The 20,584-nt window shown below is 60.4% G+C and carries 18 protein-coding genes; 13 read left to right on the plus strand and 5 right to left on the minus strand.

The window, feature by feature from the left end; translation table 11 throughout:
• The 3 genes from ADG881_RS04375 to ADG881_RS04385 all read left to right on the plus strand — a co-directional run.
• A partial coding sequence (locus tag ADG881_RS04375; protein WP_007148557.1) for an FxsA family protein occupies positions 1-335 on the plus strand: 335 nt, incomplete at its 5' end.
• Positions 336-448: 113 nt separating this feature from the next.
• On the plus strand, positions 449-2,668 hold the full coding sequence (locus ADG881_RS04380) for a TonB-dependent receptor (protein WP_007148376.1): 2,220 nt from the start codon (positions 449-451) through the stop codon (positions 2,666-2,668).
• Positions 2,669-2,785: 117 nt separating this feature from the next.
• The gene (locus tag ADG881_RS04385) at positions 2,786-4,111 is read left to right on the plus strand and encodes a Na+/H+ antiporter family protein (protein WP_007150086.1); all 1,326 of its coding nucleotides are present in this window, start codon (positions 2,786-2,788) and stop codon (positions 4,109-4,111) included.
• A gap of 80 nt (positions 4,112-4,191) precedes the next feature.
• Here the strand turns inward: ADG881_RS04385 and ADG881_RS04390 are convergent, their stop codons facing one another.
• The 3 genes from ADG881_RS04390 to ADG881_RS04400 all read right to left on the minus strand — a co-directional run bounded on the left by ADG881_RS04390 (position 4,192) and on the right by ADG881_RS04400 (position 7,671).
• Entirely contained in the window at positions 4,192-5,205 is a 1,014-nt protein-coding gene (locus tag ADG881_RS04390; protein ID WP_007148364.1) for an AraC family transcriptional regulator, read from the minus strand.
• Between the two features lie 134 nt (positions 5,206-5,339).
• Complete coding sequence (locus ADG881_RS04395; protein ID WP_007148990.1) at positions 5,340-6,497, minus strand: acyl-CoA desaturase; 1,158 nt, start codon at positions 6,495-6,497, stop codon at positions 5,340-5,342.
• A gap of 64 nt (positions 6,498-6,561) precedes the next feature.
• Positions 6,562-7,671 carry a ferredoxin reductase gene (locus tag ADG881_RS04400; RefSeq protein ID WP_007151529.1) on the minus strand — a complete coding sequence of 370 codons (1,110 nt, stop codon included), beginning with the start codon at positions 7,669-7,671 and terminating at the stop codon, positions 6,562-6,564.
• 194 nt (positions 7,672-7,865) lie between these two features.
• Here ADG881_RS04400 and ADG881_RS04405 point away from each other — a divergent pair, with 194 nt between their 5' ends.
• From ADG881_RS04405 to ADG881_RS04450, 10 genes are all read left to right on the plus strand, one after another.
• Complete coding sequence (locus ADG881_RS04405) at positions 7,866-8,516, plus strand: TetR family transcriptional regulator (RefSeq protein ID WP_007150637.1); 651 nt, start codon at positions 7,866-7,868, stop codon at positions 8,514-8,516.
• Positions 8,517-8,676: 160 nt separating this feature from the next.
• A complete protein-coding gene (locus ADG881_RS04410) occupies positions 8,677-9,546 on the plus strand; it encodes a MaoC family dehydratase (protein WP_007148368.1) in 870 nt (289 codons plus the stop codon).
• Between the two features lie 185 nt (positions 9,547-9,731).
• A complete protein-coding gene (gene mnmH / locus ADG881_RS04415) occupies positions 9,732-10,820 on the plus strand; it encodes a tRNA 2-selenouridine(34) synthase MnmH (RefSeq protein WP_007149763.1) in 1,089 nt (362 codons plus the stop codon).
• Between the two features lie 121 nt (positions 10,821-10,941).
• A complete protein-coding gene (locus ADG881_RS04420; RefSeq protein WP_007149800.1) occupies positions 10,942-11,808 on the plus strand; it encodes a putative selenate ABC transporter substrate-binding protein in 867 nt (288 codons plus the stop codon).
• Between the two features lie 21 nt (positions 11,809-11,829).
• Complete coding sequence (locus ADG881_RS04425; protein WP_007149849.1) at positions 11,830-12,486, plus strand: ATP-binding cassette domain-containing protein; 657 nt, start codon at positions 11,830-11,832, stop codon at positions 12,484-12,486.
• Positions 12,487-12,502: 16 nt separating this feature from the next.
• Entirely contained in the window at positions 12,503-14,023 is a 1,521-nt protein-coding gene (locus ADG881_RS04430; protein ID WP_007151084.1) for an ABC transporter permease, read from the plus strand.
• A 37-nt stretch (positions 14,024-14,060) separates the two neighbouring features.
• Positions 14,061-14,834 carry a PhzF family phenazine biosynthesis protein gene (locus tag ADG881_RS04435; protein WP_007149271.1) on the plus strand — a complete coding sequence of 258 codons (774 nt, stop codon included), beginning with the start codon at positions 14,061-14,063 and terminating at the stop codon, positions 14,832-14,834.
• Positions 14,831-17,047, plus strand: a complete 2,217-nt coding sequence (gene selD / locus ADG881_RS04440) for a selenide, water dikinase SelD (protein WP_007148569.1) — start codon at positions 14,831-14,833, stop codon at positions 17,045-17,047. The genes ADG881_RS04435 and selD overlap by 4 nt, the downstream gene beginning before the upstream one ends.
• Positions 17,048-17,074: 27 nt before the next feature.
• The gene (locus ADG881_RS04445; protein WP_007149305.1) at positions 17,075-17,470 is read left to right on the plus strand and encodes a PA2779 family protein; all 396 of its coding nucleotides are present in this window, start codon (positions 17,075-17,077) and stop codon (positions 17,468-17,470) included.
• Positions 17,470-18,483, plus strand: a complete 1,014-nt coding sequence (locus ADG881_RS04450) for a PA2778 family cysteine peptidase (protein WP_007150233.1) — start codon at positions 17,470-17,472, stop codon at positions 18,481-18,483. Before ADG881_RS04445 ends, ADG881_RS04450 begins: the two co-directional genes overlap by 1 nt.
• Here ADG881_RS04450 and ADG881_RS17480 read toward each other — a convergent pair.
• Positions 18,381-19,103, minus strand: coding sequence for a hypothetical protein (locus tag ADG881_RS17480; RefSeq protein ID WP_156790338.1), 723 nt, complete (start codon positions 19,101-19,103; stop codon positions 18,381-18,383). The two genes, ADG881_RS04450 and ADG881_RS17480, sit on opposite strands and share 103 nt — an antisense overlap.
• Positions 19,100-20,485 (minus strand): peptidylprolyl isomerase, encoded by a 1,386-nt coding sequence (locus ADG881_RS04460; RefSeq protein WP_156790339.1) that lies wholly within the window; start codon positions 20,483-20,485, stop codon positions 19,100-19,102. The genes ADG881_RS17480 and ADG881_RS04460 overlap by 4 nt, the downstream gene beginning before the upstream one ends.
• Between the last annotated feature and the right edge of the window lie 99 nt (positions 20,486-20,584).

A 20,584-nucleotide genomic window follows, 5' to 3' on the forward strand; every position in this document is an offset into this window, starting at 1 on the left:
GCATGCAACAAGGTGAAATGCCCGGGCAGGAAATGGTGGAAGGCATGATGCTGCTGCTCGGCGGCGCCCTGCTGATCACCCCCGGCTTTATTACCGACACCGTGGGCTTTGCCCTGCTACTGCCCGGCTCACGCCGCTGGATGGCCAACAAAGTCATCCAGAAAGGCTCATTGCAAAGCTTCACCACCGTGCAAGGAGCCGGGTTTGCTTACACCCGCTCCAGCTACCCTGGCGGAGACACCAACCCGTTCCAGCAGCGGCCGGGCAGCAACGATGACCGGCCCCCCCTCAACGGTGACACCATTGAGGGTGAATCACACCGCACGGACCGTTAAATCGTTAGGGGCGTTCGCCCCTTCCGGCCTCATTTCACAGCCCGCCAGCATGACCACATTGTTACCGCAGTCACTTACGCGAATAATGGCCCTCAGGATGAAATGGGGGTTTCATGCAACGTCTTATTATCGGCAGCTTGCTGCTGGCCAGCGTTACCGCACACGCCAATGAACTGGATACCATCTCGGTCACCGGGAACAAGCCCGCCCTGGAAAGCCAGCCCGTCGCACTCAACACCCATATCACGGCCTCCGAGCTCGCGACAATCAACACCGCCGACAGCGAAGACGTAATCAAATACCAACCCAATCTGGTGGTCCGTAAACGTTTTATCGGCGACCAGAATGGACTGCTCACCTTTCGCGACATGCATACCTTCCAGACCCCCCGCGCGCTGGTCTACAGCGACGGGCTTCTGCTGAGCAACTTTCTCGGCGCCAATTTCGCCACCGCGCCACGCTGGGATGCCATCCAGCCCCGGGAAATTGACAGTGTCGACATCCTCTATGGCCCCTACTCGGCCCGCTACAGCGGCAACAGCCTGGGGGGCGTTGTCGCTTTTACCACGCGTATGCCGGACCAGTTCGAAGCACACTTGAGTGCCAGCGCCTTCCTGCAAGCTTTCGATGCTTACGGCACAGAGGACGACTATCCCGGCAACCGCCTCAATGCCATGGTCGGCAACCACAGCGGGAAATGGCGCGTCCTGATGGCGGCCAGCCAGTTGCGCAACAAGGCCCAGCCCCAAACCTATGGCATCACCGGCTCCCCCCAGGGAAGCAACTCCGGCACGCCCGTCACCGGCGCGGCCCCCTATTCCCCTGGCGGTTACGTGTACAACGCCGGCCCCTCAGAAGACATTACCGAACAGAATCTCAAACTGAAGTTTGGCTACGATCTAACAGAGTCCCTGCAAGCCCGCCTTACCCTCGCCTACCTGAACCGGCGCAGCGATTCACTGGACCCTGAATCTTACCTGCACGACAACCAGGGCAACCCGGTGTACGACGGCACCGTTAACATTGACGGTGCCGACTACACGGTTTTCGGGCAGCGCATGAACACCACCGATAGACAAGACCTGCTGGTCGGGCTGGAGCTGGAAGGCGACCTCGGCCAGGGGTGGGATATTCAAACAGCTATCTCGACCTACAACCTGCTGGACGAGGATATCCGCATCTCCGCCAATAATTACCAATTGGCCACCAGGGGCGGTCCTGGCGCCCAGATCGAAGACCTCGGTACCGGCTGGCAAACCCTGGATCTAAACCTGGGGCACCGGCATAACCACCGCTGGCTGGGCCAGCGGCTGGCGTTCGGCTATCACTTTGACCGTTACCAGTTGGATCTGGCCAGTTATGCCACCAGCGCCTGGCGCACCGCCCTGAATCCCACCCTGACCAGCCGCTCCCGGGGCCAAACCCAAACCCAGGCCCTGTTCATCGAGAACGAGTGGGCGCTGACGCAAAAACTGGCACTGACACTGGGCGGTCGCCAGGAATGGTGGCATGCCAGCCAGGGCAGCCTGACCCTGCCCGGGTTAATGGCCGACTACCCGGAGCGGCATGAAACCCGTTTCTCACCCAAGGCCAGCCTGAGCTACCGTTTCAACCCATCATGGCTGTCTACGCTGTCAGTGGGCCAGGCATACCGTTTCGCCACCGTTGGCGAGCTGTATCAGGGCAACCTGGATAACACCGGTAACTTCAACGCCGCCTTTGATCCGAACCTGAAAACCGAAGACGGCCTGAGCAAAAACCTGATGCTAAAGCGTTTCTTTCCTGAGGCGACGATCACCATAAACCTGTGGGAAAACGACGTGGATAACACCATTTTCCGCCAGACCAATGCCTTCACCGGCATCACCAATTATCAGAACATCGATCGGGTGCTCTCCCGGGGCATCGAATTTATCGGCCACTGGCCCCGCTTGCTGCTCAACGACCTCACCGTTGATTTCAATCTGTCTTACACCCAGGCCACCATCAAGAACAACGCCACTCTGCCGTCCTCCAGAGGCAAACAGTTCCCCGGCGTACCCCGCTGGAGAGCAAACCTGCAGGCCCTTTATCAAGCCACCCGACAGGTGGCCCTGAGCAGCGGCTTGCGTTATGCCAGCGACGCCTATGACACCCTGGACAACAGCGATGGTGAGGCAGAAGGCTTTGGTTTCACCGACGACTATCTGGTCCTGGACCTTCGTGGGCGCTACCAGATTGACGAACAATTCAGCCTGGCGCTGGGCGTGGACAACCTGACAGATGCGCGTTACTACGCCTATTACCCCTACCCGGGGCGCACCCTGTTTGCCGAACTACACTGGAATTATTAACACTCCATCCTGGGGTAGCGACGCCAATACGCCCCATACCCGGTTAGGAAGTGCTCGCCGCCCCTGCTAGACTGCGCCGCCTCGCGGTAGACTCAGAGCACGCCCGGTGGAGGCACCATGAATCCGTTATTCAATCCCATTGTCTGGTCCGTATTGATTCTGATGGGCCTCAGCCTTGCCCGCATGAATGTGGTGCTGGCGCTACTGTGCGCCGCTCTGGTGGCAGGACTGGGCAGTGGACTGGAATTGCAAAGCACGCTTTCCGCTTTCACTGACGGGTTAGGCGACGGTGCCAACATTGCCCTCAGCTATGCCTTGCTGGGGGCTTTTGCCGTGGCCATCGCCCGCTCCGGTATCACCGAATGGCTGGCCGGGCGCATTATCGAAAAACTTGGCCGCTCGCCGGCGCCGAGCCAGCTTCGCCGCATTCGCACCCTGCTGCTCACCGTGCTGTTGGCAGCCGCGATCATGAGCCAGAACCTGGTGCCCATTCATATCGCCTTCATCCCGATTCTGGTGCCCCCCTTGCTGGAAGTGATGCACCAGCTGCGCCTGGATCGCCGGCTGGCCGCCTGCATCCTGACCTTTGGCCTGATCACGCCTTATATGGTGTTACCAGTGGGCTTCGGCAGTATTTTCCTGCATACCCAACTGGGCCCCAGCCTGGCCAAGGCCGGCCTTGAGTTACCCAACGACACCCTGCCGCTGGCCATGCTACTGCCCGCTGCGGGCATGGTGGTTGGCCTGTTGCTTGCCATCATCCGTTACCGCAAACCCCGCGACTACCGGCCCGTACAGCTACCCGGTGAAGAACAGCACGCCCCTCTCTCGGTACGCAACGTGATCGTCGCCGCCCTGGCATTGGCGTCGGCGCTGGCCCTGCAGCTTTACAGCGACTCGATTATTCTCGGCGCACTGGTGGGTTTTCTGGTCTTTACAGCGGGCGGCGTGGTGCCCTGGCGGGATTCCCAGGATGCCTTCACTCAGGGGGTCAAAATGATGTCCCTGATCGGCTTCATCATGATCGCCGCTAACGGTTACGCCTCTGTGGTGAATGCCAGCGGCCAGGTTCCCGTATTGGTGGAAGCGGTAACCAGTGGCTTGCAAAGCCCGCCTATCGCTGCCGCGCTGCTGCTGTTGCTTGGCCTGTTCGTGACTCTGGGCATTGGTTCGTCCTTTTCCACCATTCCCATCATCACCACCCTGTATGTGCCGCTCTGCCTGGCACTGGGCTTTTCTCCCCTGGCCACGGCAGCGCTGGTAGGCAGCGCCGCTGCCCTCGGTGATGCCGGCTCACCGGCATCAGATTCCACTCTCGGCCCCACCGCCGGCCTCAATGCAGACGGCCAACACGACCATATTCGCGACACGGTTATCCCTACCTTCCTGCACTACAACTTGCCGCTGATTGCCGCCGGGTGGCTGGCGGCCATGGTGCTTTAAACAGGCGGCGGCCAAGCGATAGCGCAATAAAAAAGGCGCCATTGGCGCCTTTTTTATTTCACTAAAGCCTGACTACTACCTTAGCCCAGCGCGTCCTCTTCCGCTTTCAACTTGCGGTATTCAATGGGGGTCATCCCCACCCAGCGTTTGAATGCACGGTAAAAGGTGGAAGGCTCGGAAAAGCCGGTGAGATAGACAATTTCATCAATGGATTCATCGGTACCGGCCAGCAAGCGTTTGGCCAGACGGCAACGGTAGTCGGCCACCAGCTGGTTGAAGTTGGTGCCGGCATCTGCCAGCCGCGTGCGCAACTGGCGCGCCTTGATCCCCAACCGTTCCGCCACCTCTTCCAGGTTGGCGTGGCCGGACTCCAGTAATTCACCAATCAGCCGGTTCACCTGAGCGACCAAATCCTGTTTTTCCAGCCGGGCGACCTGTTCACTGGCGAGCTGTTCGTGCAGGTGCAACAGCTCCGGTTCGTGATGGGCGGATGGCAGAGTCATGACCTTGGCATCGAAATACATGCCCACACTGGGCATATCGAATTTCACCGGGCAATCGAACAGGCGCTCGTATTCCAGCTGATCCGCATGGCGGGCGTGGCCAAAATGCACCTCCACCGGCTCAAACGCATCATCGGTAACGAAACGGAAAAACTTGATCACGCCCATCATCATGCATTCATTGAGATGACTGAGACGGTTACTCCAGATCATCTGCTTGAGGAAAACCCGATCGCCTTCCTCAAACAATTCCCCCTGGGCGGCATCGGACAGCAAGCGCTGATAATCCAGCGCCCGCTTCAGGCCTTCACCAAAGGTCGGACTGGACAGGAACAGGTACTCCAGCACCTGGCCTTTATAGACGGGAATATGTTCACCCAGATGCAACCCGATATGTTCATCGCCAGACACTTTTTCCAGAGCCTGCCAGAACCATTCCTGGGCATCATGAGGGGTACGCAGGTCAGGGACCTGCAAAATGGACTTGTCGAGCCCAACCTCCGCCAACACGGCATCGGCATCAATACCGGCTTTTACCATGGCCTTGTAGGCCATCCGTAACAGCACACCGGAATCCGTCATTTCTGCCATGCGTTGCCTTGTCCCCAATACAAAAAAAGCTACTCTCAGAATCACTGAGAGTAGCATAAGGATGGCAGGGCCGGAACCAGCGCAGCACCGGCCCGAACCAGGAGATCAAACCGCCTAGCAGGCTGCTGGGGCGATCAGGCAGCCTTGCGGTTTTCTGACTGCGGTTCACGGGTAAGGGACACCACTTTGGCTCGCAGACCATTGAGCGGGCCTTTCTTGCTGTCGCCTTCCGTTTTGCTGGGCAGGGACAGTTTGAAGATCCGTTTCCAGACGCTCAGGGATTGCCGCATGAACGACCCGGTGTTGTAAGGCAGGCCGTGTTTTTCACAAATAGCGCGTACTTCCGGGGCGATTCTCGCGTAACGATGCGCCGGCATGTCCGGGAACAGGTGGTGCTCGATCTGGAAGCTCAGGTTGCCGCTCATCACGTGCATAAGACGGCTGCCTTCAAAGTTGGCAGAGCCCAGCAGCTGGCGTACATACCACTGGCCACGGGTCTCGTTCTCAATCACGGACTCCGGGAACTGTTCCACCTCTTCCGGGAAGTGACCGTTATAAATCACCTGGGAAGACCACAGGTTACGCGCCACATTGGCCGTCAGGTTACCGGCGAACACGAAGGGGGCGAACGGACCCGCCAGGGCCGGGAACAACAGATAGTCCTTGACCAATTGCTTGCGCATCTTCTTCCAGGTCGGCTTGAATTCGGCCTTCACCTCTTCCTTGGTCTTGGTCTTGTAGATCAGGTAGTCCTCCAGCTTGAGGCTCTGAATCGCCACAAAGTGCTGGAAGAAGGTAGCCAGGATGCCTGCCAGGATCGGGTTGAACAGGAAGCGGGGCTCCCATTCCTGGTCTTCCGACATGCGCAGGATGCCGTAACCAATGTCATGGTCCTTGTCGAGCACGTTGGTGAAGGTGTGGTGCTCGAAATTGTGGGTCTGCTTCCAGGCCGTGTTGGTGCAGGTGTTGTCCCAGTCAAAAACCTTGGAGTTAATGGCCGGATCACCCATCCAGTCGTACTGGCCGTGCATCACGTTATGGCCGATTTCCATGTTGTCCAGGATCTTGGAGGCAGACAGACAAGCTACACCGGCCAGCCATGCCGGCGGCAGGAAACCCGCCATCAACAGGCCGCGCCCGGCAATCTCCAGACGACGCTGACGCTTGATCAGGGTGCGAATATAGGTGGCATCTTCTTCGCCCAGGTCCGCCATTTCACGATTACGAATGGCGTCCAGTTCCTGGCCAATGGTCTCGAATTGTTCGGCGCTCAAGTTACTGAAAATACTCATGTGCTTTCTCCTTAAACCCGGTTTGAAGATTCGTCTCGGGACGCTTCGGTTGGGGTAATTCCGTTTAGATGTCTAGCGTCACCGTGCCCACCGGCACGCTGATGCAAATTTGAATGTCTTCTTCACCACTGGTGATCTCACCGGTGCGGATATCGCGGACTTCACCAGCCGTCTTACGGCAGGTACAGGCGTGGCAGATACCCATGCGGCAACCGGATTCCGGGGTCAGCCCGGCGGACTCGGCCTGCTCCAGCAGGGTAGCGCCATTATTGATGGCCATTTTCTCGCTCTGTACGAAGCGCACTTCGCCTTCAGCGCTGTCGCTTTCGATCTGCGGCGCCGCCAGGGTGAACTGCTCCTTGTGCAGCCGTTCTGCCAAGCCGTCTTCTTCCCAGACTTTCTCCACCGCGGCCATCATCGGCGGCGGGCCACACAGAAAAGTGGTTGCCTGTGCAAATTCTGGCGCAGCGGTAAACAGATGTTCACGGCAAAACAGGCCCGACAGCTCGCCCTGTTCACCGTCATTGTTGAAGCAGCGCACCAGGGTCACGTTGTCGTGGGTCCGCGCGATCTCGTCCAGCTCGCTGGCGTAGATCATGTCGGCGGCGCTATTGGCGTAATGCAGAAAGGTAATCGGGCCAGCAAAGCCTTCATCACACAGGGTGCGCAGCATGGACATCACCGGGGTGATACCGCTGCCACCACTGATCAACAGCACCTGCTCCGGACGTTCTTCCGGCAGGGCAAACTCGCCATCCGCCTGGGACAGGATTACCACATCGCCAACACTCAGCTGTTCACGCAGATGACGGGAAACAAAGCCGTTAGCGTGCACTTTGGCGGTCAATTCGATGCAGCCATCGGTACGGTGCAGGGAATTGGCCGGGGAATAGCAGCGCGTCTGACGCTTGCCATCAATGGTCACGGAAAGCTGGACAAACTGACCCGGAATAAAGCCTTCCCAGTTGTGGTTGGGACGCAGGGTCAGGGTCACGCTGTCATTGGTCAGGTAGCGTACGGCTTCTACCCTGGCGCGCACTTCGTTAACAGACCACAGCGGATTGAACACTTCCAGATAACGGTCAACGCCGTGGGGATAAGACAGAATTTCCGCCACACGGGATTGCAGCAGGCGGTTAACACCTTGCTGAAAACGGTTGGATGTCAGTGTCATCGAGTTCATGGGGTCAGGCCCTATAAGTGAACAGTTGTACGCATTATTCACAACACACCCTTTCCCGTCAACACATGTTCACTAAAAAAATAAAGTCTTTGCCTATCATGGTGTTACAAAGGCTCAAGGGGAATTGGTTGCATCACCAGCCCGCACAGAAGAGAATAAGCAGCTGATTTTGGAGGCAAAAACCAATGACGACGGAAAGCACCAGCAGATCTCGCAAGCCCAAACGGGGCCAGACCCGTGAAGCCCTGATGTCGGCCGCGCTGGAGCTGGTGGTTAAAAAGGCGCCCTTTTCCGCCCTTAGTCTGCGGGAAGTCACCAAGAAAGCGGGCGTGGTGCCCACAGCCTTCTATCGTCATTTCCCGGACATGAGCGCCCTGGGCCTCACGCTGCTGGACGAGTCGTTCCGTACCCTGCGTCAAATGATGCGCCAGGTGCGTCAGCAGGAACTGCCCAACGAGCGCATGCTGCGTGGCTCCGTGGAGACCTACTTCACCTATGTGCGCAACAACCGGGCGCACTTTCTGTTCGTCTCCAAGGAACTGGCCAGCGGCACGCCCACCATGCGCAATGCCATCCGCCGTGAAATCCGCATGTTCACCAACGAACTGGCCATGGACATGGCGCGCTTCCCCTTCCTCAATCACATTAATGCTGAAGACCTGCAAATGATGGCCGGGCTGGTCGTCAACAACGTCACCGCGCTGACACAGGAAATGCTGGAACTGGAAGAAATTGATGAGACCGGCCAGCAAGAAGTGCTGATCACCGCGGAGAAACAACTGCGCCTGATTTACTTCGGCGTAGGCATGTGGCGCTCGGACAAGAGCCATTCCTGAACACACTTCACACTTTACGACCTTGCGCCGCGCCCCTGTGCTTAACTCACCAGACCGCCTGTCTATACGGCCAATAGCGACTCGCCTGCCCTGTTCTATACTCTTTTGCATTGCCACCGTTGCCTACGCTGCAACGCAATCAACGGGAAAGGATTGAGTAATGAGTGAGGTCAAATTCCGCGAACTGCGTAATTCACCACCCATGGTGATCAACTTCGCCAAGGCCGTATTGCGCGCCACCGTAAAGCCCGGCAGCAACCCCACCTTGCCGGACGTGGGCCTGCGACTGAATGACGTCTCCCTCGATGAAAAGCATCTGACTGCTTACCGGAAGGTGTGCGGGTTTGCCGCCGACGGCAAACTGCCCGTGACCTATCCGCACATGCACGCTTTCCCGCTGCATATGGCTCTGATTCTTACCGACGGTTTTCCGTTCCCCGCCATGGGCCTGGTACATGTACGCAACAGCATCACCCAGTACCGCCCCATTGCAGAACGCGAGCAACTGAACGTGAAGTGCTTTCTGGGCAACCTGCAGAAAGTCGACAAGGGTTACGAATTTTCCATCTTCACCAGCGTCAGCACCGGTGGCGAGCGAGTCTGGGAAAGTGAGTCCGTGAATTTCTTCCGCAGCGGCGGCGGTAGCAGCAGCAAGAAGAAAGACGCACCCAAGCCGCAACCGGCCACCGACACGGTGGAGTGGAAAGTGCCGGGGGATATCGGCCGCCGCTACGGCGCCGTCTCCGGTGACCGCAACCCGATTCATCTATACCCGCTGTCCGCCAAGCTGTTCGGCTTCAAACGCCAGATCGCCCACGGCATGTGGTCCAAGGCCCGCTGCCTGGCCGAACTGCAGAACCAGCTGCCGGAAGACGCGTTCACCGTGGACGTGCAGTTCAAATTGCCCATGTTCGTGCCCGCCACCGTGAAGTTCGAGAACAAGCCGGCCGACGGCGGCAGCGATTTCCGTCTGCTCGCCAAGGACGGGATCAAACCCCACCTGGCCGGCCAGATCCGTCCGGCGGAGTAATAGCAGCCGCAACAGGCATCACGCTGCACGCAACAACACGTCCGGCTTTCGAGCAGGACGAAACGTCAGAGGCCGCGCCCACAGTCTGGTCGCGGCCTCTGACGTTTCAGGCTTTCCAGCGTCGGCCCGTGTTGTTGCGTGCTGCCTGTAGCGTGCTGCATGCCACTGCACTAAACTCGCTCCCCATGCGAGACGATACCCGTGATTACCTTTCCCTGTTTCTGAATGACACGCCCCTGCTGGACGTGCGCGCCCCCGTGGAATTCGCCAAGGGCGCCTTTCCCGGTGCGGCCAATATTTCCCTGATCAACGATGACGAACGTCACCAGATTGGCATCTGCTACAAGCAGCAGGGCCAGCAGGCGGCAATTGATCTGGGCAACAAGCTGGTCAGCGGCGAGGAACGGGAACAGCGTATGCGGGCCTGGCAGCAGTGGTGGCAGGCCAACCCCAACGGCTACCTGTATTGCTTCCGTGGCGGGCTGCGCAGCCAGACCACCCAGGCCTGGCTACGCGAAGCAGGCATCGATGCACCACTGATCACTGGTGGTTACAAGGCGCTGCGCCGATTTCTGATTGATGAAATGGAAGCCTGTATCGCCAGCCTGCCACTGGAAGTGCTATGCGGCCGTACCGGCTGTGCAAAAACACGCGTGATTGAACAACAGGCCAACGCCATCGATCTGGAAGGGCTGGCCCACCACCGCGGCTCCTCCTTCGGCCGACGCCCCGGCGGCCAACCCGGCCAAATTGATTTTGAAAACAGCCTGGCCATCGCCCTGATAAAACAACGTGCCGCCCAGCCTGCCCGCATTCTGGTGGAAGACGAAAGCAAGCTGATCGGGCGCTGCCATCTGCCTTTTTCCCTGCAAGACCAGATCAAGGCACAGCCACGCATCGTCATTGAGGAATCCCTGGACGCCCGCGTACAGGTCACCCTGGAAGATTACGTGATCGGGCCGTTACAGGAATATGCCCGCTACTTCGGTGAGCAGAATGCCCTCAAGCAGCTTGGCGATGAACTGCTGGCAGCCATGGATCGCATTCGCCGCCGCCTGGGTGGCATTCGCCATCAACAGCTTCGCCAGCAACTCCAGGAAGCCCTGGCCGTACAAACCGCCTGCGGCGATACCGAGTTGCATCGCGAATGGATTCACAGCCTGCTCGCCGATTATTACGACCCCATGTACGACTACATGCTGTCGCGCCGCGAAGGCACCATTGTCTTCCAGGGCACCCGCGCCGAAGTCAGCGATTTCCTCAACAACCGCTAACGCAAAACCCCTCGCAAGCCGTTATACTGCTGCCACGACTGCGTATGGCCGAACCCGCAATCGTATCCGTGCGTTTTCCCGCATAAAGTTCGGTAAGCCTCCCTATTGAACGGAGACAACAATGCGTTTGAAATTTCTGGCTGCACTGGCTGCTGCCCTGCTGCTCTCTGCCTGTAATGACCCCAAAACCGATACCTTCACCTTTACGGCGATTCCGGATCAGGATGAATCCCAGCTGGTAAAACGGTTCGGTACCATCGCCGCTTACCTGGAAGAACAGTTGGGCGTGCCCGTGCAATACGTGCCGGTGAAATCCTACGCTGCCGCAGTGACTGCCTTCCGCAACGATGAAGTGCAAATGGCCTGGTTCGGCGGTCTGTCCGGCGTACAGGCGCGACGTCTTGTTCCCGGTTCCCAGGCCATCGCCCAGGGCCAGGAAGACACCGCGTTCAAATCCTATTTCATTGCCAACAGCAGCACCGGGCTTGAGCCCGTCGACACGCTGGGCGACGACTTCATTGCACAGCCGTCATTCACCTTCGGCTCCAAAGGCAGCACCTCCGGCCGCCTGATGCCGGAATTCTATCTGCGCGATACCTTCAACAAGTCGCCGGAAGACCTGTTCGAGAAAGTCGGTTTCTCCGGCGACCACAGCCGCACCATCGCCCTGGTACAAAGCGGTGCCTACGCCACTGGCGCGGTAAATTTCAAAGTCTGGGAGCGCGAGCTGTCGGAAGGCAAAATCGACACCAGCAAGGTCAGCGTGATCTGGGAAACCCCCACCTATCCAGACTACCACTGGACCGTGCGCGGCGATCTGGATGAGCGCTTCGGCGAAGGCTTCAGCCAGCGCGTTACCGAAACCCTGCTGTCCATCGACGATCCGGCACTGCTGCAGGCTTTCCCCCGGGAAAAATTTATCCCGGCCTCCAATGCGGACTATGCCCCCATCGAGGACACCGCCAGCGCCATCGGCCTGTTGGACTAACGGCCACAGGCAAGTTCCGGCGTGTTCCATTTCCAGCAGGCCCGGTTGGGGCATGGCGATCAGGTTGTCTTCGACAGCCTGACGCTGACCATTGAGCAGGGCGAAAAAGTCGCCCTGCTCGGCCCCTCCGGCGCCGGCAAGTCCACCCTTCTCAATGCCCTGCGCAGCCAGCAGGAAAGCGTCTGTGCCTGGTGCCCCCAGGCGGGCGCCCTGGTGCCCATGCTAAGCGTGTTCCACAACATCTACATGGGCGCCCTGTCGCGCAACCGCACCGTCACCAATCTGCGCAACCTGCTTGCTCCCAGTCGACACGAGCGCGAACAGGTGGGCGCTTTGGCGGCCGACCTGTCGCTTCACGACAAGCTGTTCACCAGCGTCGATCAGCTCTCCGGCGGCCAGGCGCAACGCACCGCACTGGGCCGGGCCCTTTACACGCAACGCCCGGTTCTGCTCGCCGACGAACCCGTTTCCAGTCTGGACGAACACCAGGGCCTTGCCTTGCTCACCCTGTCACTGGCTCGCCACCACAGTGCCGTGATTGCCCTGCATGATCAGGCGTTGGCACTGGCCTGCAGCGACCGGATCATCGGCCTGAACCAGGGCCAAATCGTCCTCGACGCCGCCACCCGGTCGCTGTCCCTCAGCGATCTGGATACCTTGTATCAGGACGATGCGTAGCAGTGAACGCCCTACCATGCCTCCCGCCAGCCCACCGCTGAACACCACAGCCAGTCGCTGGCGGCGCACCACCGGCGGCCTCGCCCTGGCCGGCCTGGTGGCACTGTTGCTGGCCGACATGGAGATCGCCCGCTCCAGTCCTGGCCAGGAACTGCTGCGCATGGCCAAGGGGTTTATGACCCCGGATTTTTTCGCCACCGAGCAGCTGGGCCAGGCGCTGGCCAATACCCTGGCCTTTGCCTGGCAAGGCACCGCGCTGGCTGCCCTGTTCGGTTTTTTGATGGCAGTCTGCTGGTCGTCGCGGGCGGTACGCAGTTTTGCCGCCAGCATCCGTGCCGTCCACGAGCTGTTCTGGGGCCTGCTGCTACTACAGGTTGCCGGCCTGAGCACGCTTACAGGGGTACTGGCCATCGCCATTCCCTATGCGGGTATCTTTGCCAAGGTATTCGGCGAATTTCTGGAGGAATCGGACCCAGCCCCCGCTCATTCCCTGCCCGCCAGCACCTCCGCCGTCAGCCGCTTTTTCTTCGCCCGGCTGCCACTGGTCTGGCAGGCGTTCAAGGCCTACGGCAGTTACCGGCTGGAATGCGCCTTGCGCGCCTCCGCCATTCTCGGCTTTATCGGTTTGCCTACCCTGGGCTTCCATCTGGAAACCGCCTTTCGTGAAGGGGTCTACGATCAGGGAGCGGCTTTGCTGTACCTGTTTTTCGCGCTGATTTTCACCCTGCGCTGGTGGCTGCGCCCGGCGCTGATTCCCCTGTATTTGATCGCCGCCGTGGTGTGGGCGCCCCCGGTCTTCACCGGCAACCTGTCCACCCTGGTGCGTTTTGTCACCGTGGATCTGGTGCCTGCCCCCCTGCGTCACGGCGGTGGCCTGCTGGAACTGTGGCAGTGGTTTGCCATGCTCTGGCAGCAACAACTGTGGCCCGGCCTGTGGCAGACCAGCGTATTGGGCCTGGCCGCGCTACTGCTCACCGGCATTCTGGCGCTGGTATTGTTTCCCCTTACCTCACCGTTATTCGGTAACCGGGTCAGCCGTATGCTGGGCCATGGCCTGCTGGTGGTGCTGCGCACCACACCGGAGTTTTTTCTCGCCTTCTTTTTCCTGATCCTGCTCGGCCCCTCCATGTTGCCCGGCATTTTTGCGCTTGCCCTGCATACCGGCGCCATCGTCGCCCACCTGACGGGCCGTTTCAGTGAAACCCTGCGCCTGCGGGCGGACGCGCCGACCGGGATCAACCGCTACGCCTGGGAGGTCTTGCCACGCATCAGCCCGAACCTGCTCGCTTTCCTGCTCTATCGCTGGGAGGTGATCATGCGCGAAACGGCGGTACTGGGGATTCTTGGCATTCACACCCTGGGTTTCTATATTGATTCCAGCGTGGCGGAATTCCGCTTTGACCGAACCGCCCTGTTGATCCTGGCCACGGTGTTGCTCAATCTGGGAGTGGATGCCCTGTCACGCACGCTAAGACAGCGCCTGAGGCTGCAACCGGGCCACGGTGTTTCAGCAAGCAAGGCCCCGGCAAGCGGTTGACCGACACCGCCAGAAGAACGCAAACACGAGTCGCACTATGAAACTGTACCAAGTGGACGCCTTTACCGACGCCCTGTTTGCCGGCAACCCGGCCGCGGTGGTGCCGCTGACACACTGGCTGGATGACGCCCTGCTGCAGAACATCGCACTGGAAAACAATCTCTCGGAAACCGCTTTTCTGGTCCCCGACGATCAAGGCTACGCGTTGCGCTGGTTTACCCCTCAGGTGGAAGTCGACCTGTGCGGCCACGCCACCCTGGCCACCGCCTGGGTGGTGTTCAATGCGCTGGGCTTTCCCGGTGAGCGAGTGCGTTTTTCCACCGCCTCCGGTCCCTTGTTCGTGACTTGCAGCGGGCAGACATTAAGCCTGGATTTTCCGTCACGGCCGGCCCACGCGCTCACTGACATCACCCCGTTTTCCCGGGCGCTGGATTTGCCCATTCGCGAGGTGCTACAAGCCCGGGACACCCTGATCATCGTGGACAGCGCCGATCAGGTGCGCAATTTTCAACCCGACTTCACCGCCATCGCGGCGCTGGATACCTTCGCGGTAATGATTTCCGCGCCCGGCGACGACTGTGATTTTGTCAGCCGCTTTTTTGCCCCGGCCAAAGGCGTTCCGGAAGACCCGGTCACCGGCTCGGCCCATTGCACCCTGGTGCCTTACTGGGCGGACAAACTCGGCAAAAACACGCTCCATGCCCGCCAGCTCTCTGCCCGTGGCGGTGAACTGCACTGCCAGCTGAAAGGCGACCGCGTCACCCTCAGCGGCACCGCCCGCTGCTATCTGCAAGGTGACCTGCAACTGTGATAAGCCCTTCCGCTCAATACGACCTGGTCTTTGTCGGCGCCGGCCACAGCCATGCGCTGGCCCTGCGCATGCTGGCCATGAAACCGATTCCCGGCGTACGCCTGACCCTGGTGTCCCCGGACAGCCTGAGCGCCTATTCCGGCATGTTGCCGGGGCTGATCGCCGGCCACTACACGCTGGATGACACCCATGTGGATGTGTACCGGTTGTGCCAGGCCAGCGGCTGCCGGTTTGTTCAGGCCAGCGTCACACAGCTTGATCCACAGAAACGGCAATTACAGCTCAGCGATGGCAGCCAGCTGGCCTACGACTGGCTGAGCCTGGACGTGGGCGCCACGCCGGATCTCTCGCCCATCGGCAACGATCACGACAGCGTTGTGCCGGTCAAACCGGTGGCCAGCTTTTATACCCGCTGGCAACAACTCTGCCGCGACGCCGGCGGGCAAACGCCCTCACTGGCGGTGGTCGGCGCCGGTGCCGGCGGTACCGAAATGGCACTGGCCATGGCCCACCATTTTCAGAACCGCCAGCAACCGGCAGAGATTCAACTGATCACCGGAGGGGAATTGCTGCCCGGCTTTCCCGCCAGCGTGCGCGAGAAGATGCGCAAGCGGCTGCAAGCCCATAACGTCGCCCTGCATACCCACAATCGCGTTCACTGTGATGCACAACAGCAACTGCAGATGGGAGATCAGCCGCTAACCGCCCAATGGGTGCTCTGGTGCACGGGGGTGCGCGGCCTGCCGATACTGGAAGACAGCGGGCTGGAGTGCGACCAGCGCGGTTTTGTACGCGTCACGGAAAGCCTGCAGACGCTCTCCGATGCACGCATTTTTGCCACCGGTGACTGCGCCGCCTTTCCCACATCCCTGCCCAAGGCCGGGGTCTACGCGGTTCGTCAGGCGCGCACACTGGCCGACAACCTGCGCGCGGCCATTCAAGGGCAACCGCTGGTTGCCTATCGCCCGCAATCCCGATTCCTGTCGCTGCTATCCGCCGGCGGCAAAGATGCCATTGCCAGTCGTGGCGGCAGCCTGTCTGTGGCCGGGCACTGGGTATGGCGCTGGAAGGATCATATCGACCGGGCCTTCATGGCCAAGTTCGATCAACACCTGCCCGCCATGCCCACCGCCCCCGCGGACCCCGACGCCCTGCACTGCGCCGGCTGCGGCGCCAAGGTCGGCAGCGACGCCCTCCATGAAGCACTGGCAGGCCTTCAGCCAGTCATTAATCCGGGGATTGAAGCCGGTGTAGACGCCGCCGATGATGCCGCCATCATCGATTGGCCCGCCGGGCAGCGGCTGGTCCAGAGCCTGGATTTCTTTCCCGCCTTTATCGATGAGCCCTACCTGTTCGGGCGCATTGCCGCCCTGCACAGCCTCAGCGACCTGTACGCCATGAACGCCCGGCCCCACTCAGCCCTGGCCAACATTACCCTGCCCTGGCACCACCCGCGCCTGCAGGGCCGTGACCTGCAACGGATGATGGCCGGAGCCGTCCGGGAACTGAACGCAGCCGGCTGCACCCTGGTCGGTGGCCACACCATCGAAGGCCCACAGATGGCCGCGGGTTTCACCGTCAACGGCCAGGCGGATCCGGCACAGCTCTGGCACAAACGCGGCGCCCGCGACGGCGACCGGCTGATCCTCACCAAGCCATTGGGTAGCGGCGTGCAATTGGCGGCCCTGATGCAGGCGAACAGCAGCAATGGTGCCGCATTCCACGGCCCCTGGCTGGACACAACGCTGCGCCACCTGCTGACCAGCAACCATATGGCGCAACGGGCCCTGCAGGATGTCCCCGTGAATGCCTGCACCGATATCACCGGCTTCGGGCTGCTCGGCCATCTCTACGAAATCAGCCAGCAAAGTGGCGTTACCCTGTCGGTGGATTGCCACAAGGTACCGCTGCTGCCTGGCACGCTGTCGCTGATTCAACAAGGTGTGGCCAGCACCCTCAGCGATGCCAACCGACAGATACTGGTGCATTGCCAACAGCCGCAGCCCGTGGACGACGCCCTGCTTACCGCCCTGTGCGACCCGCAAACCGCCGGGGGGCTAGTGTTCTGTCTGCCCGCCGACTATGCCGGGCAGGCACTGCAACATCTTGATCGTGAAGGCATTGCTGCCACCGACATCGGTAAAGTCCTTGTAAAAGATCGCCCGGATCACGCAGCGATCCTGTTGAATAGCGGTCACACTGGTAGCGTATAACCCTTCAAGAACACAGGAGAATGGTTCATGACCACGTCAAAACGCGTTACCGGTATTTTCAGTGCCTTTGTATTGCTGTTTATGCAAGTGCTGATGGTTCCCGCCGCACAAGCCGCCATGATTGGTAATGACACCGTGATTCAGCAACAGGATCGCGCGGCCATGAAGCAGCAAGTCATGCAGCTGATGGATCATAAAGTGGCCGCTCAGGCGCTAAGCGAATACGGCGTAAACCAGGAGCAGGTCAGTCAGCGACTGGACCGCCTCACCGATGCCGAGCTGCAGCAGCTGGCTCAGAAATCCGAAGAGCTGCCAGCCGGTCAGGGCGTACTGGGCGTGGTACTGGCTATCATCCTGGTACTGGTGATTCTGGATCTGCTCGGCGCTACCGATGTCTTCCCGGTGATTGACCCGGTCAATTAATGGTGACGGCATTGCGCGGCATGTTTTCCGGAAAACCGGTTGCCGCCCTACTGGCAACCGCACTGCTAACGCTGGGCGGTTGCCAGAGTTTTCCCCCACCGCAAAGCGCCAGCGTGCACACCGATCAACAGGTGGTGGTGCCCTTTGTCCCCCAGGACGCTTATCAATGCGGCCCAGCCGCCCTGGCGATGATGCTGCAGTGGGCAGGCAAGGAAGTCAGCGCCGACGCACTGGTGGACGAAGTCTGGTTGCCGGAGCGCAAAGGGTCGCTGGGCATTGAGCTGCGGGCCGCAGCCCGCAGCCGCGGCTTGATGGCCTATCCGGTGGAATCCGCCGAGGCGTTGTTTCAGGAATTACAGGCCAACCGCCCAGTGCTGGTGATGCAGAACCTGGCGTTGCCAAGCTGGCCAAAGTGGCACTTCGCCGTGGTAACCGGTTATCGGGATGAGGGCGATACCGTGGTGTTGCACAGCGGCACCACCCAGAGCGATAGCAGCCACTGGAATCGCTTTATTCGCACCTGGGCCAGGGCCGATCAGTGGGGATTCACGCTGGTGGAAGCCGGCCAGTTGCCCGCCAGCGCCGAGCCTGATGCGCTGTTCCGGGCCATCTCGCCGCTGCCCAATAGCGCCGCCTTCTGGCCCGCTGCCGTGGACGCCTTCCCGCAAAGCGGGCAGCTGTGGTTTGGCTATGGCAATGCCTTGTGGGCGCAGGGCAAGCAGCAAGAAGCGCGGGCTGCGTTTGAACAAGCCGTGCGCCATGAGCCGGAACTGGCCGCCGCCTGGAACAACCTGGCCTATGCCCAAAAGGCAGCGGGTGACAGCAAACAGGCCCGGCAGAGTATTTGCCAGGCCTTGTCGGTGGCACCGGATGATAGCGAGATTCAGGACAGCGCCCGCGAACTGGGCGCTCAGTACTGCGACGTATCGCCGGCGCCTTCCGCATCCTCAGCGCCCTCTGCTCCGGCTTCCTCCTCTTCAGCCGCAAGCTCAGGGTGCTGCGCCACCAACTGATCGCGCTGCTCACGCAGCTTGTCCAGTTTGGCGATCCCTTCTTGCAGCTGTTCAGGGGCGATGCCGAATTCCTTGCCCCTGGCGATCAGCCCTTCCAGCTCCACCATTTTGCGATTCGCTGCCGCTACGAAAGACGCACGAACCGCCTGATTCTGTCTCGCTTCGTACTGCTGATACTGCGCTGGGTCGGCCAGTTCCGCCGCGCTGGGCGGTTCACGTAAATCCGTATTGCGAACCAGCGGCGGCGTACGCGGGTCGCCGTTTCGCATACTTTCACGCAGGGCCGCTACCGCCTGGGGTGAAGGCGTCGGCACCACGGACGGGGCGTTATCCGCCCGCTTCTTCGGCATAGGCAGAGAACGTTCCGCCACCGTATCGATCATCGGCAGGGCTGCCGGCGGCGCTGCGGCTTCCACTTTGGGGCCGGCATCAGGGCTCGAATCCGCAGTAGCTTCCGCCGCCATATTGCCTGCCGATGCCGCCGGCGCCGGGGGCAACAGCCAATAGGCACTGGCGCTTGCGGCTATCAACAACCCGGCCAGCAACCCAGGCCGCAACCGCCCCTGTTGGCGCTGATAGCTCCCGGTCTGGCCTGGCCGGCACTCACCCACCGCCATCACAACACCTCGTGGTTGACCCGCAACGTCGCCGCCTCGGTGGCATCAGCCAGCAAGGTCTGAAAACGCTGCTGCATCTGCTCCCGGGCGATGGCCTGGGCCGCCCGGTAACGCACCGATTCGCTGTCCACACTCTGGTAGCCCATTTCTTTCTGGTCTACCCAGAGTAGCTCCCAGTAAGGCGCGCTGTCTGTGGCCGGGCTACGGAACGGCGGTGACACTCGCTGCACCGGCTGCACAAACGCCAGCGCCTGGGTCCAGTGGTCCTCTCGGCTATCACGGTCGATCCAGCCCAGCGCCCCGCCCTGCTCACGGTCATCGGCAACGGAATAACGCGCGACTGCGTCAGCAAACGCGATGGCCGGGTCCCCACTATCCGCTTTCTGGGCTTTCTGCGCTTTCTGGACATCCAGCAGCTCGGCATAAATCCGGTCGGCTTCGGCCTGACTGTTGACCCGCAAGTGGTAAGCGTGAACACGCTCCACACGGGTAAATTCGTCCTGGTGCTGTTGGTAATACGCGGCGATCTGGTCCTGGCTCACTTCAGCCGCCAAAGCCCGTAACTGCGGGTTATCGTCATGGATATCGTGCATCAGCCCCAGGTCATGGAGCAGCTCATCGCGGCTCATGGCGTCATCAATACAGTCATCCACTGCCGCAATGGCCCGGGCCGACAAACCGGAGTGTTGATCAAACCAGTAGAACACATACTCCATGGTGAGCTGCTGCTTGATCGCCTCACGGATAAAGCCGGTATTGAGGTTGTGCATCTGCACTTTCAGCTGGATGTTCTGCCGGCGATACAGATCCCACAGCGTCAGCGTCTGCTCTGGCTGATCCTCCGCAAAACGGTAACGGGCAATCACCAGCTGGCTGGCCGCCTGCTGCTGGGCCTCAGTCATGGTGGCGTACAACGCCTGATCCAGCGACAGCAACGGAGCCAACACATCCTCAGACAGCAACAACGGCTCAGTCAGATAATCCAGACTGTCAGTCGTGCCGCTTTCTTCCACCGCTACCCGCAGGTCATCGGCAAAAGCCGTACGAATCAGTTTGAAGCGTTGTTGTTCCTGGCGAGTCTGCGCATCGTAGCCCACCCGACTGGTGTCGGCATGCCCGTGGGCGGCCACGTCGTCATGTTCATGGGCCAGGGCCGCCAACAACCGGTTTTCCACCAGCCCCTTGAGCACAGCTTCACGGCTGACCTGCGGTTCGCTGCGCTGTGCGGCAGCCACAAACACATTCAGGGTCGCCGCCGGAATCACGCTGCCATCCACGCTTGCTGCCACGTTATCGGGCAACGGTCCCCAACGCTGCCAGCTGGCATAGCCGGCCAACGCAACAGCTGCGAACCCAATGGCCAACATCCATCGATGCAATCCCATGGCCGTTTTCCTCTATCTTGTTATTGGTGCAACGCGGGCACGCATCTCCCTGCACGTGCTTTTACGTGTAGCGTGATGCATGCCGCTTGTTGCGTTTTC

It is taken from the genome of Alcanivorax sp. DG881 (genome assembly GCF_000155615.1).
Lineage (GTDB): Bacteria > Pseudomonadota > Gammaproteobacteria > Pseudomonadales > Alcanivoracaceae > Alcanivorax.

Bases quoted from the DNA above. Each gene is read 5' to 3' on its own strand.
- ADG881_RS04400 (WP_007151529.1), bottom strand. From the start codon at position 7,671: ATGACACTGACATCCAACCGTTTTCAGCAAGGTGTTAACCGCCTGCTG.
- ADG881_RS04410 (WP_007148368.1), top strand. From the start codon at position 8,677: ATGAGTGAGGTCAAATTCCGCGAACTGCGTAATTCACCACCCATGGTG.
- ADG881_RS04405 (WP_007150637.1), top strand. From the start codon at position 7,866: ATGACGACGGAAAGCACCAGCAGATCTCGCAAGCCCAAACGGGGCCAG.
- ADG881_RS04385 (WP_007150086.1), top strand. From the start codon at position 2,786: ATGAATCCGTTATTCAATCCCATTGTCTGGTCCGTATTGATTCTGATG.
- ADG881_RS04445 (WP_007149305.1), top strand. From the start codon at position 17,075: ATGACCACGTCAAAACGCGTTACCGGTATTTTCAGTGCCTTTGTATTG.
- ADG881_RS04435 (WP_007149271.1), top strand. From the start codon at position 14,061: ATGAAACTGTACCAAGTGGACGCCTTTACCGACGCCCTGTTTGCCGGC.
- ADG881_RS04420 (WP_007149800.1), top strand. From the start codon at position 10,942: ATGCGTTTGAAATTTCTGGCTGCACTGGCTGCTGCCCTGCTGCTCTCT.
- ADG881_RS04395 (WP_007148990.1), bottom strand. From the start codon at position 6,497: ATGAGTATTTTCAGTAACTTGAGCGCCGAACAATTCGAGACCATTGGC.
- ADG881_RS04380 (WP_007148376.1), top strand. From the start codon at position 449: ATGCAACGTCTTATTATCGGCAGCTTGCTGCTGGCCAGCGTTACCGCA.
- ADG881_RS04390 (WP_007148364.1), bottom strand. From the start codon at position 5,205: ATGGCAGAAATGACGGATTCCGGTGTGCTGTTACGGATGGCCTACAAG.
- mnmH (WP_007149763.1), top strand. From the start codon at position 9,732: ATGCGAGACGATACCCGTGATTACCTTTCCCTGTTTCTGAATGACACG.
- ADG881_RS04460 (WP_156790339.1), bottom strand. From the start codon at position 20,485: ATGGGATTGCATCGATGGATGTTGGCCATTGGGTTCGCAGCTGTTGCG.
- ADG881_RS04430 (WP_007151084.1), top strand. From the start codon at position 12,503: ATGCCTCCCGCCAGCCCACCGCTGAACACCACAGCCAGTCGCTGGCGG.
- ADG881_RS04450 (WP_007150233.1), top strand. From the start codon at position 17,470: ATGGTGACGGCATTGCGCGGCATGTTTTCCGGAAAACCGGTTGCCGCC.